15 protein-coding genes and 1 pseudogene are annotated in these 16,112 nt (G+C 71.7%); 14 read left to right on the forward strand and 2 right to left on the reverse strand.

What is annotated here, in order from left to right; translation table 11 throughout:
* Window positions 1-52 precede the first annotated feature (52 nt).
* From CLM62_RS37985 to CLM62_RS38020, 8 genes are all read left to right on the forward strand, one after another.
* Window positions 53-1,159, forward strand: a complete 1,107-nt coding sequence (locus CLM62_RS37985; RefSeq protein WP_095754448.1) for a quinone-dependent dihydroorotate dehydrogenase — start codon at window positions 53-55, stop codon at window positions 1,157-1,159.
* Window positions 1,156-1,995: an orotidine-5'-phosphate decarboxylase gene (pyrF, locus tag CLM62_RS37990; RefSeq protein WP_095754449.1), complete on the forward strand. Its 840-nt coding sequence runs from the start codon at window positions 1,156-1,158 to the stop codon at window positions 1,993-1,995. The genes CLM62_RS37985 and pyrF overlap by 4 nt, the downstream gene beginning before the upstream one ends.
* 287 nt (window positions 1,996-2,282) lie before the next feature.
* Window positions 2,283-2,606, forward strand: coding sequence for an integration host factor (locus CLM62_RS37995; protein ID WP_003977346.1), 324 nt, complete (start codon window positions 2,283-2,285; stop codon window positions 2,604-2,606).
* 58 nt (window positions 2,607-2,664) lie between these two features.
* A complete protein-coding gene (gene gmk, locus CLM62_RS38000; protein WP_095754450.1) occupies window positions 2,665-3,222 on the forward strand; it encodes a guanylate kinase in 558 nt (185 codons plus the stop codon).
* 53 nt (window positions 3,223-3,275) lie between these two features.
* Window positions 3,276-3,548 carry a DNA-directed RNA polymerase subunit omega gene (gene rpoZ / locus CLM62_RS38005; protein ID WP_003988945.1) on the forward strand — a complete coding sequence of 91 codons (273 nt, stop codon included), beginning with the start codon at window positions 3,276-3,278 and terminating at the stop codon, window positions 3,546-3,548.
* A 137-nt stretch (window positions 3,549-3,685) separates the two neighbouring features.
* On the forward strand, window positions 3,686-4,888 hold the full coding sequence (coaBC, locus tag CLM62_RS38010) for a bifunctional phosphopantothenoylcysteine decarboxylase/phosphopantothenate--cysteine ligase CoaBC (RefSeq protein ID WP_095754451.1): 1,203 nt from the start codon (window positions 3,686-3,688) through the stop codon (window positions 4,886-4,888).
* Window positions 4,889-5,126: 238 nt separating this feature from the next.
* On the forward strand, window positions 5,127-6,335 hold the full coding sequence (gene metK, locus CLM62_RS38015; protein ID WP_095754452.1) for a methionine adenosyltransferase: 1,209 nt from the start codon (window positions 5,127-5,129) through the stop codon (window positions 6,333-6,335).
* A gap of 123 nt (window positions 6,336-6,458) precedes the next feature.
* Entirely contained in the window at window positions 6,459-8,612 is a 2,154-nt protein-coding gene (locus CLM62_RS38020; RefSeq protein WP_095754453.1) for a primosomal protein N', read from the forward strand.
* Between the two features lie 287 nt (window positions 8,613-8,899).
* On the opposite strand, the gene CLM62_RS38025 is transcribed toward CLM62_RS38020, so the two are convergent.
* Window positions 8,900-9,442 (reverse strand): hypothetical protein, encoded by a 543-nt coding sequence (locus CLM62_RS38025; RefSeq protein WP_095754454.1) that lies wholly within the window; start codon window positions 9,440-9,442, stop codon window positions 8,900-8,902.
* 324 nt (window positions 9,443-9,766) lie between these two features.
* Here CLM62_RS38025 and fmt point away from each other — a divergent pair, with 324 nt between their 5' ends.
* Window positions 9,767-10,699, forward strand: a complete 933-nt coding sequence (fmt, locus tag CLM62_RS38030) for a methionyl-tRNA formyltransferase (RefSeq protein WP_095754455.1) — start codon at window positions 9,767-9,769, stop codon at window positions 10,697-10,699.
* 228 nt (window positions 10,700-10,927) lie between these two features.
* The gene (locus CLM62_RS38040; protein WP_095754456.1) at window positions 10,928-12,346 is read left to right on the forward strand and encodes an RsmB/NOP family class I SAM-dependent RNA methyltransferase; all 1,419 of its coding nucleotides are present in this window, start codon (window positions 10,928-10,930) and stop codon (window positions 12,344-12,346) included.
* Here CLM62_RS38040 and CLM62_RS38045 read toward each other — a convergent pair.
* Window positions 12,327-12,551 (reverse strand): annotated as a pseudogene (locus tag CLM62_RS38045) (MMPL family transporter); the annotation flags it as partial. The gene CLM62_RS38040 and the pseudogene CLM62_RS38045 sit on opposite strands and share 20 nt — an antisense overlap.
* Before the next feature lie 258 nt (window positions 12,552-12,809).
* Between CLM62_RS38045 and rpe the strand changes: the two are divergent.
* The 4 genes from rpe to CLM62_RS38065 form a co-directional block, all read left to right on the forward strand.
* Entirely contained in the window at window positions 12,810-13,496 is a 687-nt protein-coding gene (gene rpe, locus CLM62_RS38050; RefSeq protein WP_095754457.1) for a ribulose-phosphate 3-epimerase, read from the forward strand.
* Window positions 13,497-13,574: 78 nt separating this feature from the next.
* Window positions 13,575-14,618 (forward strand): sugar-binding transcriptional regulator, encoded by a 1,044-nt coding sequence (locus CLM62_RS38055; protein WP_095754458.1) that lies wholly within the window; start codon window positions 13,575-13,577, stop codon window positions 14,616-14,618.
* Between the two features lie 68 nt (window positions 14,619-14,686).
* Window positions 14,687-14,989, forward strand: a complete 303-nt coding sequence (locus CLM62_RS38060; RefSeq protein WP_095754459.1) for a barstar family protein — start codon at window positions 14,687-14,689, stop codon at window positions 14,987-14,989.
* 101 nt (window positions 14,990-15,090) lie between these two features.
* A partial coding sequence (locus CLM62_RS38065; protein ID WP_143659216.1) for an ATP-binding protein occupies window positions 15,091-16,112 on the forward strand: 1,022 nt, incomplete at its 3' end.

Raw genomic sequence — 16,112 nt, forward strand, 5'->3', positions numbered from 1 at the left:
CAGCCTTGAGGGGGACACCGGAAGGTGTCCCCCTCTTCGTGAGGACACAGAGATGTACAAACTCTTCTTCCGTCTGGTTTTCACCCGGATGGACCCTGAGGAGGCCCATTACCTGGCCTTCCGCTGGATCCGACTCGCCGTCAGGATCCCCGTCCTGCGGACGTTCGTCGCCGCCGTTCTCGCGCCCCGCCACAAGGAACTGCGCACCGAGGCCTTCGGGCTGCGGATGCACGGGCCGTTCGGGCTCGCCGCCGGCTTCGACAAGAACGCCGTCGCGGTCGACGGCATGGCGATGCTCGGCTTCGACCACGTCGAGATCGGCACGGTCACGGGGGAGCCGCAGCCCGGCAATCCCAAGAAGCGGCTGTTCCGGCTCGTGAAGGACCGGGCGCTGATCAACCGCATGGGCTTCAACAACGAGGGCTCGCTGGCCGTCGCCGCCCGCCTGGCCTCGCGTGAGCCGGTCTTCAAGACCGTCGTCGGCGTGAACATCGGCAAGACCAAGGTCGTCCCGGAGGCCGAAGCCGTCGTCGACTACGTGAAGTCGGCCGAGCGGCTGGCGCCGTACGCCGACTACCTGGTCGTGAACGTCTCCTCGCCGAACACGCCGGGTCTGCGCAATCTGCAGGCCACCGAGGCGCTGCGCCCCCTGCTGAGGGGCGTCCGCGAGGCCGCTGACAGCATGGTGACCGACCGCCGCGTCCCGTTGCTCGTGAAGATCGCGCCGGACCTCGCCGACGAGGACATCGACGCGGTGGCGGATCTGGCTGTCGAGCTCGGCCTGGACGGGATCATCGCCACCAACACGACCATCGCGCGCGAGGAGCTCGGTTTGAAATCCGAACCCTCCCTGGTCAAGGAGGCCGGCGGCCTGTCCGGCGCGCCCTTGAAGGCGCGCTCCCTTCAGGTGCTGCGGCGCCTCTACGCGCGCGTGGGTGGCCGGATCACCCTGGTCGGGGTCGGCGGCATCGAGAACGCCGAGGACGCCTGGCAGCGCATCCTGGCGGGCGCCACGTTGGTCCAGGGCTACAGCGCCTTCATCTACGAGGGGCCGCTCTGGGCTCGCGCCATCCACAAGGGGCTCGCCGCGCGCCTTCGTACGAGCCCGTACGCCACCCTCGCCGACGCGGTCGGCGCCGACGTGAGGAAGACGGCATGACTGAGCCCTTCGGCGCACGCCTGCGCCGCGCCATGGACGAGCGCGGCCCCTTGTGCGTCGGCATCGACCCCCACGCGTCCCTGCTCGCCGAGTGGGGTCTGGGCGACGACGTCGCCGGCCTGGAGCGGTTCAGCCGGACCGTTGTCGAGGCGATGGCCGACCGGGTCGCCGTCCTCAAGCCGCAGAGCGCGTTCTTCGAGCGCTTCGGGTCGCGGGGCGTCGCCGTACTGGAGAAGTCGGTCGAGGAGGCCCGGGCGGCCGGTGCGCTGGTCGTGATGGACGCCAAACGCGGCGACATCGGCTCGACCATGGCCGCGTATGCCGAGTCCTACCTTCTGAAGGACGCCCCGCTGTTCTCGGACGCCCTGACCGTCTCGCCGTATCTCGGCTACGGGTCGCTCTCGCCCGCGGTGGCGCTCGCGCGGGAGAACGGCGCGGGGCTGTTCGTGCTCGCGCTGACCTCCAACCCGGAGGGCGGCGAGGTCCAGCACGCCGTACGGGCCGACGGGCGCACTGTCGGCGCGACCATACTGGCCCACCTGTCCGACGAGAACGCGGGAGAGGAGCCCCTGGGCTCCTTCGGGGCGGTCGTGGGCGCCACGCTCGGCGATCTCTCGTCGTACGACCTGGACATCAACGGGCCGCTGCTGGCACCCGGCATCGGTGCCCAGGGGGCGACGCCCGCGGATCTTCCCGGGGTGTTCGGCGCGGCCGTGCGCAACGTCGTGCCGAACGTCAGCCGGGGTGTTTTGCGTCACGGTCCCGATGTGGTCGCACTGCGCGGCGCCGCGGACCGTTTCGCGGAGGAGATCCGGGCCGCGGTGGCCGCCGCCTGAGCCGTACCGGGCCGCTGCGGGCCCTCGCGGGAGACCTCCGATGAGTGGCTCGCGGCCCACTTGAGTCTGAATACATCCTCAAATCCGGGGCAGAATGTCTGAAATGTCCGGCCTGGCGGAGGCTGACCAGGACTTTTCCGCTGTTCTCGCTGACTCTGGCGGACTTGGCCGCTAGTCTCCGACGAGAGTGAACGGGCAAGCGTGTTGCTCGTAGCTCCCCAGGTGTGGGGCGACTAGGTTCCTCACCGGTCCGTATCCGACAGTTCGACATCCGAGGTGACGTAGGCGTGGCTCTTCCGCCCCTTACCCCTGAACAGCGCGCAGCCGCGCTCGAAAAGGCCGCCGCGGCTCGCCGGGAGCGGGCCGAGGTCAAGAATCGACTCAAGCACTCCGGCGCCTCCCTGCACGAGGTCATCAAGCAGGGCCAGGAGAACGACGTCATCGGCAAGATGAAGGTCTCCGCGCTGCTCGAGTCCCTGCCGGGCGTGGGCAAGGTCCGCGCCAAGCAGATCATGGAGCGACTCGGCATCTCCGAGAGCCGCCGCGTGCGCGGCCTCGGCTCCAACCAGATCGCTTCCCTGGAGCGTGAGTTCGGCAGCACCGGCTCCTGAATCCGGGCACTCCGGGCAGGAGTCCCGGGCACTCCGGGATTGCTGGAATAATCGCTGCATGAGTGAACGTCCGCGGCTGACCGTGCTCTCCGGCCCCTCCGGGGTCGGCAAGAGCACGGTCGTCGCCCATATGCGCAAGGAACACCCCGAGGTCTGGCTCTCGGTGTCGGCGACGACCCGCAAGCCACGCCCCGGCGAGAAGCACGGCGTCCAGTACTTCTTCGTCACCGACGAGGAGATGGACAAGCTGATCGCCAACGGTGAGCTGCTGGAGTGGGCCGAGTTCGCCGGCAACCGCTACGGCACGCCGCGCGCGGCCGTGCTGGAGCGGCTGGAGGCGGGTGAGCCCGTCCTTCTGGAGATCGACCTCCAGGGTGCCCGGCAGGTCCGCGAGTCCATGGCGGACGCTCAGCTGGTGTTCCTGGCTCCTCCCTCCTGGGAGGAGCTCGTGCGCAGACTCACCGGGCGGGGCACCGAGCCGCCCGAGGTGATCGAGCGCCGTCTTGACGCGGCGAAGGTCGAACTCGCGGCCGAGCCGGAGTTCGACGTGACCTTGGTCAACACCTCCGTCGAGGACGTGGCACGTGAGCTGCTAGCCTTGATGGATGTTGTGTGATCACGAGTGATGTGATCACGACCGATCTTTTCCCATCCATCGGAAGGTAGAGCGTGTCCTCTTCCATCTCCGCGCCCGAGGGCATCATCAACCCGCCGATCGACGAGCTCCTCGAGGCCACCGACTCGAAGTACAGCCTCGTGATCTACGCGGCCAAGCGGGCCCGCCAGATCAACGCGTACTACTCGCAGCTCGGCGAGGGCCTCCTCGAGTACGTCGGTCCGCTCGTCGACACCCACGTCCACGAGAAGCCGCTGTCGATCGCCCTGCGCGAGATCAACGCGGGTCTGCTGACGTCCGAGGCTGTCGAGGGCCCGGCCCAGTAATATTTTCGGTTTGAGGTTGGCTTTTCCACAGGCCCGGCAGCGCGACTGCCGGGCCTGTGGTGTGTAGTGGACTCGTACGCCGGGAGCCGCGGCGTACGTTTCCGAGGTGCTGCGTTTCCGAGGTGCGGGGAGAGACGGTGGACAAGCCGAAGGTCGTTCTGGGGGTCAGCGGTGGCATCGCCGCGTACAAGGCCTGTGAGCTGCTGCGACGGCTGACGGAGTCGGGGCATGACGTCCGCGTCGTCCCCACCGCCTCCGCGCTGCACTTCGTCGGCGCCGCCACCTGGTCCGCCCTCTCCGGCAACCCCGTCTCGACCGAGGTGTGGGACGACGTCCACGAGGTCCCGCACGTCCGCATCGGCCAGCACGCCGACCTGGTGATCGTCGCCCCGGCCACCGCGGACACGCTCGCGAAGGCCGCCCACGGCCTCGCCGACGACCTCCTCACCAACACCCTGCTCACCGCCCGCTGCCCGGTGGTCTTCGCCCCCGCGATGCACACCGAGATGTGGGAACACCCGGCCACCCAGGAGAACGTGGCGACGCTGCGCCGCCGCGGCGCCGTCGTCATCGAGCCGGCCGTCGGCCGTCTCACCGGCGTCGACACGGGCAAGGGCCGGCTGCCCGAGCCGGCCGAGATCTTCGAGGTCTGCCGCCGCGTCCTCGCGCGTGGCGTCACCGAGCCGGACCTCAACGGCCGGCACGTCGTCGTCAGCGCCGGCGGCACCCGAGAGCCCCTCGACCCCGTCCGCTTCCTCGGTAACCGCTCCTCCGGCAAGCAGGGCTACGCCCTCGCCCGCACCGCCGCCGCGCGGGGCGCCCGCGTCACGCTGATCGCGGCGAACACCGGCCTGCCGGACCCGGCCGGCGTGGATGTCGTCCCGGTCGGCACGGCCGTGCAGATGCGTGAGGCGGTCCTGAAGGCCGCCGCGGACGCCGGCGCGGTCGTGATGGCCGCAGCGGTCGCCGACTTCCGCCCGGCGACGTACGCGTCCGGGAAGATCAAGAAGCAGGACGCCCAGGACCCGGACCCCATCGTCCTCGTACGGAATCCGGACATCCTCGCGGAGATCTCGGCCGACCGCGCACGGCCGGGGCAAGTGATCGTCGGCTTCGCCGCCGAGACGGACGATGTACTGGCCAACGGCCGGAAGAAGCTTCAGCGAAAGGGTTGTGACCTGCTCGTGGTGAACGAGGTGGGGGAGCGCAAGACGTTCGGCTCCGAGGAGAACGAGGCGCTGGTGCTGGGCGCCGACGGCAGTGAGACCCCGGTCCCGCACGGCCCGAAGGAAGCACTGGCCGAAACTGTGTGGGACTTGGTGGTGAAACGCCTGAGGTGAATGTTTCCTTCAGCACAAGGATCGTTCGCGCCACGCAGATTGAGGGGCGACGCCCCTGGCCAAGGCCGCCCGGGATTGGGCAGAATGCTGTGCCGCAGGTCACAGCACTCCCGAGTGGCGAGACAGGGAGGCCCGTGGCCGAGCACGACCGATAAACTGTTCTCGGATCATGCCGGGCGCAGCCCCCGGCCCGTCCACCAATGATCAGCCAGCAGCCGCTGCAACCCCAGGGAGCGTTGTGTCCCGTCGCCTGTTCACCTCGGAGTCCGTGACCGAGGGTCACCCCGACAAGATCGCTGACCAGATCAGCGACACCATTCTCGACGCGCTACTCAAGGAGGACCCCACCTCCCGTGTCGCCGTCGAGACCCTGATCACGACCGGTCTGGTGCACGTGGCCGGAGAGGTCACCACCAAGACGTACGCGCCCATCGCGCAGCTCGTGCGCGACAAGATCCTGGAGATCGGCTACGACTCCTCGAAGAAGGGCTTCGACGGCGCCTCCTGCGGTGTGTCGGTGTCGATCGGCGCGCAGTCCCCGGACATCGCGCAGGGCGTCGACACGGCGTACGAGTCCCGGGTCGAGGGTGACGACGACGAACTGGACCGTCAGGGCGCGGGTGACCAGGGCCTGATGTTCGGTTACGCGACCGACGAGACCCCCACCCTGATGCCGCTGCCGATCTTCCTGGCGCACCGCCTGTCGAAGCGCCTGTCCGAGGTCCGCAAGAACGGCACCATCCCCTACCTGCGCCCCGACGGCAAGACGCAGGTCACCATCGAGTACGACGGCGACAAGGCGGTCCGCCTGGACACGGTCGTGGTCTCCTCACAGCACGCCAGCGACATCGACCTGGACTCGCTGCTGGCCCCCGACGTCCGCGAGTTCGTCGTCGAGCCGGAGCTGAAGGCGCTGCTCGACGACGGCATCAAGCTGGATACCGAGAACTACCGCCTCCTGGTCAACCCGACCGGCCGCTTCGAGGTCGGCGGCCCGATGGGTGACGCCGGCCTGACCGGCCGCAAGATCATCATCGACACGTACGGCGGCATGGCCCGCCACGGTGGCGGCGCCTTCTCCGGCAAGGACCCGTCCAAGGTGGACCGCTCGGCGGCGTACGCGATGCGCTGGGTCGCCAAGAACGTCGTCGCCGCGGGCCTCGCCACCCGCTGCGAGGTCCAGGTCGCCTACGCCATCGGCAAGGCCGAGCCGGTCGGCCTGTTCGTCGAGACCTTCGGCACCGCCAAGATCGACACCGAGAAGATCGAGAAGGCGATCGACGAGGTCTTCGACCTCCGCCCGGCCGCCATCATCCGCGACCTCGACCTGCTCCGCCCGATCTACGCCCAGACGGCGGCGTACGGCCACTTCGGCCGCGAGCTGCCCGAGTTCACGTGGGAGAGGACCGACCGCGTGGACGCGCTGCGGGAGGCGGCCGGGCTGTAGCCCGCGCGGCTTCGCGAGGCCCGGATTCCCCCGCGGAACCGGGCCTCCTTCGCGTTCCATGGCGGAACTCGGGCGCCGTCGGTTGTCAGTCGGTTGTCAGTGGTATTTGGTAAGAATGCATGTGTGAGCAGCGAGAACGGGTCGGTGAGCGGCGGGGGCGAGGGCCCGCCGCCCGAGCAGCTTGCGCTCATTCGGGACAGTGTGCGCAAGGCCAAGGCGCCGCGGGCCAAGCCGCGGACCTGGCGGGGGGCGGCGCTCGCCAAGGAGCTGCCTGTCGCACGGGTGCTGGTCGACAAGGGCGCGCTGCACCTCGACCGGTACTTCGACTACGCCGTGCCGGAGGAGCTGGACGCCGACGCGCAGCCCGGAGTGCGCGTGCGGGTGCGGTTCGGGGCCGGGCGGCATCGGGTGCGGGAGGGGCGGCGTGAGGGCGGGGGACTGATCGACGGGTTTCTCGTCGAGCGACGGGCCGAGAGCGACTACTCGGGGCCCCTGGCCGCGCTCGCCCAGGTCGTGTCGCCCGAGCGGGTGCTGAGCGGGGAACTGCTGGGACTCGCGCGCGCCGTCGCCGACCGGTATGCGGGCAGTCTCGCCGATGTGCTGCAGCTCGCCGTACCGCCGCGCAACGCACGGGCCGAGCAGCGGCCTTCGCCCGCGCCGCTCCCGCCGCCGGCGGCGCCGGAGCCGGCTTCCTGGGGCCGATACGAGAGGGGCGCCGCGTTTCTCGAGTCGCTCGCCTCGGCAGGCGCACCCCGTGCCGTGTGGAACGCGCTGCCGGGACCCGAGTGGAGCGAGGAGCTGGCGCGGGCCGTGACGGCGACGCTGGCGTCCGGGCGCGGTGCGCTGGTCGTCCTGCCGGACGGGCGGGCGGTCGCGCGTGTCGACGCCGCCCTGACGGCCTTGCTGGGGGAGGGGCGGCATGCGGTGCTCACCGCGGACGCCGGCCCCGAGAAGCGGTACCGGGAGTGGCTGGCCGTGCGGCGGGGGAGCGTGCGGGCGGTCGTGGGGACCCGGGCCGCCATGTTCGCCCCGGTGCAGGACCTCGGGCTGGTCGCCCTCTGGGACGACGGCGACGACAGCCACAGCGAGCAGCATGCGCCCCAGCCCCATGCGCGCGAGGTGCTGTTGCTGCGGGCCGCGCAGGACAAGTGCGGCTTCCTGCTGGGGAGTTGGAGCTGCACCGTCGAGGCCGCGCAACTCGTGGAGAGCGGGTGGGCCCGCCCCCTCGTCGCCGGGAGGGAGCAGGTGCGAGCCGCCGCTCCGCTGGTGCGGACCGTCGGCGACGGGGACCTCGCGCGCGACGAGGCCGCCCGCGCGGCCCGGCTGCCGACCCTCGCCTGGCAGATCGTCAGGGAAGGGCTGCGGCACGGGCCGGTGCTCGTACAGGTGCCTCGGCGTGGGTATGTGCCGCGGATGGCCTGCGCCAACTGCCGGGCGCCGGCGCGCTGTCGGCACTGTTCCGGGCCCCTGGAGGGACAGGAGTCCGGGGCCGCGCTTCGCTGCGGGTGGTGCGGGCGCGAGGAGGGTGCCTGGCACTGTCCGGAGTGCGGTGCGTTTCGGTTGCGGGCGCAGGTCGTGGGGGCGCGGCGGACCGCCGAGGAACTGGGGCGCGCGTTTCCCGCCGTTCCGGTGCGGACGTCAGGGCGCGAGCAGGTGCTGGACACCGTGCCCGGGGCGCCCGCACTGGTCGTGAGTACGCCAGGCGCCGAACCCGTCGCCGAGGGCGGGTACGCGGCCGCGTTGATGCTGGACGGCTGGGCCATGCTCGGGCGGCCCGACCTGCGCGCCGGTGAGGACGCGTTGCGGCGGTGGATCGGGGCCGCGGCGCTCGTACGGCCGCAGGGTGCGGGGGGCACGGTCGTGATCGTCGCCGAGCCCACGTTGCGGCCCGTGCAGGCGCTGGTGCGGTGGGATCCCGTCGGCCATGCGGTGCGGGAGCTCTCCGAGCGGGCCGAGCTGGGGTTTCCGCCGGTGTCGCGGATGGCGGCGGTGTCGGGGACGGCGGAGGCGGTCGCCGAGTTTCTGGCGGCGGTGGACCTGCCGCGCGATGCGGAGGTGTTGGGCCCGGTTCCGTTGCCCGTCACGGCCGCCGGGCGTCCGCGACGGGTGGGGGCGCCGCCGCCCGGGGAGCGTTGGGAGCGGGCGTTGATCCGGGTGCCGCCGGGGAGTGGGGCGGCATTGGCGTCCGCGCTGAAGGCTGCGCAGGCTGCGCGGATGGCGCGTGGGGGGGTGGAGGCCTCGGTGCGGGTGCGGGTTGATCCGCCTGACATTGGCTGAGGTGGTGGGGCGGGTGGCAGGGTGCCGCCTGCTGTCCGGTTGCCCGGCGTGGTGCTGGGCGGGGGTGGGTCGCGCAGCCCGGCGCTACGGGGTGCCGCCCTCTTTGGGTCGGGAGCCGCCCCAGCGGCAGGACTGCCCGGAGCTTGACGGCATCGGTTGCCCGCAACGGGTGGGCGGCATCTGCGGAGCGCGGCGGGGCCGCGGCGGGCGGGTGCGGTTGTGCGGGGCGGGCAGTGACATGCGGCTACCCTCCCGGATGCGGTCCGGGAGGGCAGAGGTGGGGTGGGTCAGCCGTTGCGTGGGGCGGGGAAGGCGGTTGGCCTGGCCTCGTCGCGTAGGGACGGGCTGCCTGCCGTCGGCTGGGTCGGCATCGAGCGGGCCGCGGGGACCGTGGGCACCGTCGAGATGCCGGTGCCCACGCTGATCGGGCGGGTGCCCGTCGGCTCTGGGGCCTGCTCGGCCTCGGCCGCCGCCTGGGCCGCGGCGCGGCGGGCGCCGTAGCGGCGATGGACCGCCTGCTTGGTGACCCCGAGGGCGGAGCCCACCGCGTCCCACGAGAAGCCGAGTGAGCGGTCGAAGTCCACGGCGGCCGTGACCAGGGTCTCGACACTGTCCCGCAGTTCCTGGGCGAGACGGACCGTCGGGGCGGGAGCGCGTCCGTAGACGACGAAGCCCGTGGAGGGGCCGGAGCGGCGCGGGCGGTAGACGTTGCCCAACTGGGCGGTGAGCGTGCGCAGTGCGTCCACCTGCCGGCGGACCCGCTCGATGTCCCGCACCAGCAAGTGCAGGCTGGCCCGAGCCTGGGCGTCGTGGGTTGCGTGGTCGGCCATGAACAAGCCTCTCGAACCGGCGTTGAAAAGGATGGGGCCGCGCGATGTGCGGCCCGTTGTGGTCAACTCTTTCTTGACCAACGCGGATTCGCTCCGCGGGTCACGCAGTGGGGGCGTGTGCGGAAGTTTGTACGCCCCCTGCGCTGGGGGTGTGCGCCTCGGCCTTCGGCCTCGGTTTGTCTCCCACCCGCGCACCACCCGGTTCCAGTTGGCCGGGAGGCTGGACTCCCCTGGGGGTTGCTCACCGTCGGCGGCTGTTCCCGCCGTGGTCATAGACTTGTGCGTTGCCGCAGCCAACCCCGCCCGAGAGGCCCGAACCCACCCATGAAGCTCGTCTTCGCCGGTACCCCCGAGGTCGCCGTTCCCGCTCTGGACGCCCTGCTCACCTCAGGGCGGCACGAGGTGGCCGCCGTCGTCACGCGGCCCGACGCGCCGGCCGGGCGTGGACGCAGGCTCGTCGCGTCGCCCGTCGCCGAGCGGGCCGAGGAGGCGGGTATCGAGGTGCTGAAGCCCGCCAAGCCGCGGGACCCGGAGTTTCTCGAGCGGCTCCGTGAGATCGCTCCGGACTGCTGTCCCGTCGTCGCCTACGGTGCCCTGCTGCCCCGCGTCGCCCTCGACATCCCCGCCCACGGCTGGGTCAACCTGCACTTCTCCCTCCTGCCCGCCTGGCGCGGGGCCGCGCCCGTGCAGCACGCCATCATGGCGGGCGACGAGATCACGGGGGCCTCCACCTTCCTCATCGAGGAAGGGCTCGACTCCGGGCCCGTCTACGGGACGGTGACCGAGACCATCCGGCCCACCGACACCAGCGGCGACCTGCTCACCCGGCTCGCCTTCGCGGGCGCCGGGCTGCTCGCCGCGACCATGGACGGGATCGAGGACGGCACGCTGAAGGCCGTACCGCAGCCGGCCGAGGGCATCACCGTCGCGCCGAAGATCACCGTCGAGGACGCCCAGGTGGACTGGGCCGCGCCCGCGCTGCGCGTCGACCGGGTGGTGCGCGGGTGCACCCCGGCGCCCGGCGCCTGGACCACTTTCCGGGGCGAGCGGCTCAAGCTGATCCAGGTCCGGCCGGTGCCCGAGCGGACCGACCTCGCCCCCGGCGCGCTCGCCGTCGGCAAGAACGACGTCCACGTCGGGACGGGGTCGTACGCCGTCGAGCTGCTGTGGGTGCAGGCCCAGGGCAAGAAGCCGATGAAGGCCGCCGACTGGGCGCGCGGGGTGCGGATCGGCGACGGTGAGACCCTCGGCGCGTGAGGTGGAGGCCCACGGACTTAGGGGTCCTTGCACTATGCCCGCCCGGGTCGCGCGGCCTGGCACCGCACCTCGCCGCGTTGCCGAAACGCCCACGTGGCTCCGCCACGAGGGCGCTCCGGCGCCTTGCGATGCACGGCACCAGACCACGCGACCTGATCGGGCGTTCATAGTGCAAGGACCCCTTACGCTTGGTGCGTATCCACCGCTGAAATCCGGAGCACCTTTTTCGTGAGTGACCAGCCCCGTCGGCCCCGCAAGACCGGCAAGCCCTACCGTCGGCCCCAGAAGGACCCTGTCCGCATCCTCGCCTTCGAGGCCCTGCGGGCGGTGGACGAGCGCGACGCGTACGCCAACCTCGTGCTGCCGCCCCTGCTGCGCAAGGCGCGGGAGAAGGGCGACTTCGACGGGCGGGACGCCGCCCTCGCGACCGAGCTCGTGTACGGGACGCTGCGGCGGCAGGGGACGTACGACGCTGTCATCGCCGCGTGTGTCGACCGGCCGCTGCGGGACGTCGACCCGCCGGTGCTCGACGTGCTCAGCCTGGGGGCGCATCAGCTGCTCGGGACGCGGATCCCGACCCACGCCGCCGTGTCCGCCACCGTCGAACTCGCCCGTGTCGTACTCGGCGACGGGCGGGCCAAGTTCGTCAACGCCGTGCTGCGGAAGGTCGCCCAGCACGATCTCGACGGGTGGCTCGAGAAGGTCGCGCCGCCCTACGACGACGACCCCGAGGACCACCTCGCCGTCGTGCACTCGCATCCCCGCTGGATCGTCTCCGCGCTGTGGGACTCGCTCGGCGGCGGGCGCGCCGGGATCGAGGAACTGCTGGAGGCCGACAACGAGCGGCCCGAGGTGACCCTGGTCGCCCGGCCGGGACGGGCCACCACCGACGAACTGCTCCGGGAGGACGCCGCGGTGCCGGGGCGCTGGTCGCCGTACGCCGTACGGCTGACCGAGGGCGGCGAGCCCGGTGCCGTGGAGGCCGTACGGGACGGCCGGGCGGGCGTGCAGGACGAGGGCAGTCAGCTCGTCGCGCTGGCGCTGGCCGACGCGCCCCTCGAAGGCCGGGACGAGAGGTGGCTCGATGGGTGTGCCGGGCCCGGCGGCAAGGCCGCTCTGCTCGCCGCCCTCGCCGCCGAGCGCGGGGCCGTGCTGCTCGCCGCGGAGAAGCAGCCGCACCGGGCCGCGCTCGTGGCGAAGGCGCTCGACGGGAACCCCGGGCCCTATCAGGTCATCACCGCCGACGGGACCCGGCCGCCGTGGCGGGCCGGCTCCTTCGACCGGGTGCTGATGGACGTGCCGTGCACGGGCCTGGGCGCCCTGCGGCGGCGGCCCGAGGCACGGTGGCGCCGGCGTCCCGAGGACCTGGACGGGTTCGCGCCGCTCCAGCGCGCCCTGCTGCACACCGCGCTGAACGCCGTACGGGTGGGCGGCGTCGTCGGCTACGCCACCTGCTCGCCGCACCTCGCCGAGACCCGGGCCGTCGTGGACGACGTGCTCAAGCAGCGCCCCGAGGCCGAACTCCTCGACGCGCGGCCCCTGTTGCGGGACATGCCGGACCTCGGCGACGGCCCCGACGTACAGCTGTGGCCGCATCTGCACGGGACCGACGCCATGTATCTGGCGGTCATTCGGAGGACCGGCTGACCTTCTCCGGCTCGGCGATCGCCGGTGCCCCGCCGTCCTCGCGGGCCAGCCGGTGCGGCCACCACACCTTCGGGCCGACGTCCAGGAACAGGGACGTCACCAGCACCGACCGCACGATGAACGTGTCCAGCAGCACGCCGAGCGCCACCGCGAAGCCGATCTCCGCGAAGGAGACCATCGGGAGTGTGCCGAGGGCGGCGAACGTGATGCATTGCAGACCAGGTGCGCGATGCCGCGTTCGTTCCTCTTGGCCTCCGTCATGGCCACCCCCGTAGGCGCCTGTGGAGCCGGTGGGCCGCCCAATACGGCATGCGCAGGCGCGCCCCGTAAGGGGCCCGGGGCCGTGACACATGCGGCTCCGCCGCGGGGGCGCGACCGGCCAAGGACGGCCCGCGGACGAAGCACCGCCTCGCCCCGAGGGACCGCCGTTCCAGCACAGCGCAGCGCATGGCAGTCTTGGGGCATGGCCGTGCAGATCAATCCCAGCATCCTGTCCGCCGACTTCTCCCGTCTCGCGGACGAGGCGAAGGCGGTGGAGGGAGCCGACTGGCTCCACGTCGACGTCATGGACAACCATTTCGTCCCGAACCTCACGCTCGGTGTGCCGGTCGTGGAGTCACTGGCCCGTGCGACGGACACTCCGCTGGACTGCCATCTGATGATCGAGGCCCCGGATCGATGGGCTCCCCAGTACGTAGAGGCGGGGGCGGGTTCCGTCACCTTCCATGTCGAGGCGGCCGCCGCTCCGGTACGGCTCGCCCGGGAGATCCGGGCCAAGGGAGCCCGCGCCTCCATGGCGCTGAAACCCGCGACGCCCATCGAGCCGTACGAGGACCTGCTCCCCGAACTCGACATGATGCTGATCATGACGGTCGAGCCGGGCTTCGGGGGCCAGGCGTTTCTCGACATCATGCTTCCGAAGATTCGCCGCACCCGCGAGTTGATCAGCAAGCACGGTCTTGAGTTGTGGCTCCAGGTCGACGGCGGGGTTTCGGCGTCCACCATCGAGCGGTGCGCGGACGCGGGAGCCGACGTCTTCGTCGCGGGATCGGCGGTGTACGGGGCATCGGACCCGGCCGAGGCGGTACGTGCATTGCGCAACCAGGCGGAGGCGACGACGGCCGAGGCGAGCTGGGCGTGCGACCACTGAGCCAAGGGAACGTGAACGGCTCTCATCAGGGCTGATCAACAGCGCCGGATCTGCGAGGATGAACGGCGAATCCAGAGTGTGAACAGCAGTGAGGAGATCGCCGTGTCGGGTATGTCGGCGGGCCGGTCAGCCATGCGGATGGGACCCGCTGAGCTGGTGCAGGCGGCGGCCATGGCCCGCCGCTTCTACCTCGAGGGCAAGTCCAAGATCCAGATCGCGGAGGAGTTCGGCGTCAGCCGCTTCAAGGTGGCCCGGGTCCTGGAGACCGCCCTCGAACGGGATCTCGTACGCATCGAGATCCGTGTGCCGGCCGAACTGGACGCCGAGCGCTCCGACGCGCTCCGCGCCCGCTACGGCCTCAGGCATGCCGTCGTGGTCGAGTCCCCGGCCGAGGCCGAGGAGACGCCCGACCCCGAGAACCTGGGAGAAGTGGCCGCCGACCTGCTCGGCGAGCTCCTGAACGAAGGTGACGTACTGGGCCTGGCCTGGGGCCGGTCCACCATCCACATGGCCGCGGCCCTGGACCGGCTGCCACCGTGCACGGTGGTGCAGCTGACGGGCGTGTACGACGCCGGGACCGCCGAGCGCGGCTCGGTCGAGGCCGTCCGCCGGGCCGCCCAGGTCTCCGGCGGCGACGCCCACCCCATCTACGCGCCGATGCTGCTGCCGGACGCGGCCACCGCGCAGGCGCTGCGCCACCAGACCGGGATCGCCCGGGCCTTCGAGTACTTCGACAAGGTCACGGTCGCCTGTGTCTCCATCGGCTCTTGGGAGCCGGGCATCTCCACGGTGCACGACATGCTCAGCGACGAGGAACGCTCGCACTACGCCTCGCTCGGCGTCGCCGCCGAGATGTCCGCGCACCTCTTCGACGCCGAGGGGCGCCGGGTGGGACGGGACCTGGGCGAACGGTGCATCACCGTCAAGGCCGACCAGCTCCGCCGTATCCCCGAGGTCGTCGCGATCGCGGGCGGGCAGCGGAAGGCGGCCGCGATCGACGCGGTGCTGCGGTCCGGGCTCGTCACCAGCCTCGTCACCGACACGTCGGCGGCGGACGCCCTGATGACCATGGGCCCGACGCCGAGGCCCGCGCTCAACAGGTCCGACCCGGACGGCCCCTGACGGAAGGTGATCCACACACCGGCGATCACCACGACTCGTTCAGGGCAGTACTGAAGGGCGGCACCGAGATGACGGAACGCGTGGTCACGCTGGACCTCGACGGGGTCACGGACAAGGCGGGCCTGATGGACCGCTGCGCCCATGCCCTGTCGTTGCCGGACTGGTTCGGCCGCAACTGGGACGCGCTGGCCGACAGCCTCGCCGACCACACCGTCTGGCCCGATGACGCCGTCGAGAAGGGGCTGCTGGTCGTCGTACGGAACTGGCGGCCGTATGCCAGAACGCGCCCGGACGAGTGGGACGTGGCGCAGGAGGTGTTCGCCGAGGCGGCCGGCCGCGAACCGTTGCTCCAGGTGGCGCTGGCGCTGTGACGAGCCGTGTCCCACCCCGCTGATGGCATATCAACTCCCCTCTGCGGATAGGCTCCTGCCGGATCGTGCCAGGCAGCGAGGCGAACGGGGTTGGGCGACGTATGGTGTACCAGATTCCGCCGGAACCGGCGCACTTCGTCGACCGTGACGAGGAGCAGGCGCGGGTTCTGCGGGCCATCGAGGAGCGGCGGCCGGGCGCGCGGCCGTTGTGCTTCGCGGTCAGCGGATACGCCGGCACCGGCAAGACGGAACTGGCCTTCCGGCTGGCCCGCAGCGTCCAGGAGCGCTACCCGGACGGCGTGCTCTACGTCAACCTCGACGAGGTGCGCCACGAGGACGGCGGGGTGGATGTCGCCGACGTCCTGGGCGATCTGCTGCGGGCCCTGGAGTCGGACTGGATCGCCCCGGTCTTCCGGGAACGCGCCCGGCAGTACTGGTCGCTGACCCACGGCAAGCGGCTCGTCGTCGTCATCGACAACGCCCGCTTCGACACCGAGGTCGAACCGCTCCTGCCCAGCTCGGGCGAGAGCCTCGCGATCGTCACCAGCCATGGACCGCTTTACGACCTCCAGGCCGGCGCCGCCGTCGACCTGCCCCTGGATCCGCTGGCTGAGGCCCACGCGCTGGAGCTGCTCCAGCGGGTGACGCGCGATGAGCGCCTCGCGGCCGAGCCGGACGAGACGCGCAGGCTGCTGGGGCTGTGCGCGGGCCTGCCCGCCGCCCTGCACGTGGCCGGCCGCTGGCTGCGCCGCCATCCGCGGCGACCGCTGCCCCGCCTGCTGCGGTCTTTGACGGCCGAGCTGCACGAGAAGGGCATCCCGATGGTGGAACGGGTCTGGGACGCCGCCTACCGCGGGCTGAGCGCCGAGGCCGCCCGGCTCTACCGGCTGCTCGCCGACTTCCCCGGCCCGTCCTTCACCCCGGCCGCCCTCGACGCGCTGCTCGGCAGTGGCGCCGAGGCCGCCGAGGACGCGCTGGACGAGCTGCGCGAGGCGGGGCTCCTGGACGACAGGGACTCGGAGGACGGTCGTGCACGGCTGCCCGAGCTGCTGCGGGCCCATGCCCGGCGGCGGGCCGAGGCCGACGGCGACGAGGCCGAGCGGGACGCGGCGCGGCGGCGGAT

The organism is Streptomyces sp. SA15 (assembly GCF_002291145.1).
GTDB lineage: Bacteria > Actinomycetota > Actinomycetes > Streptomycetales > Streptomycetaceae > Streptomyces.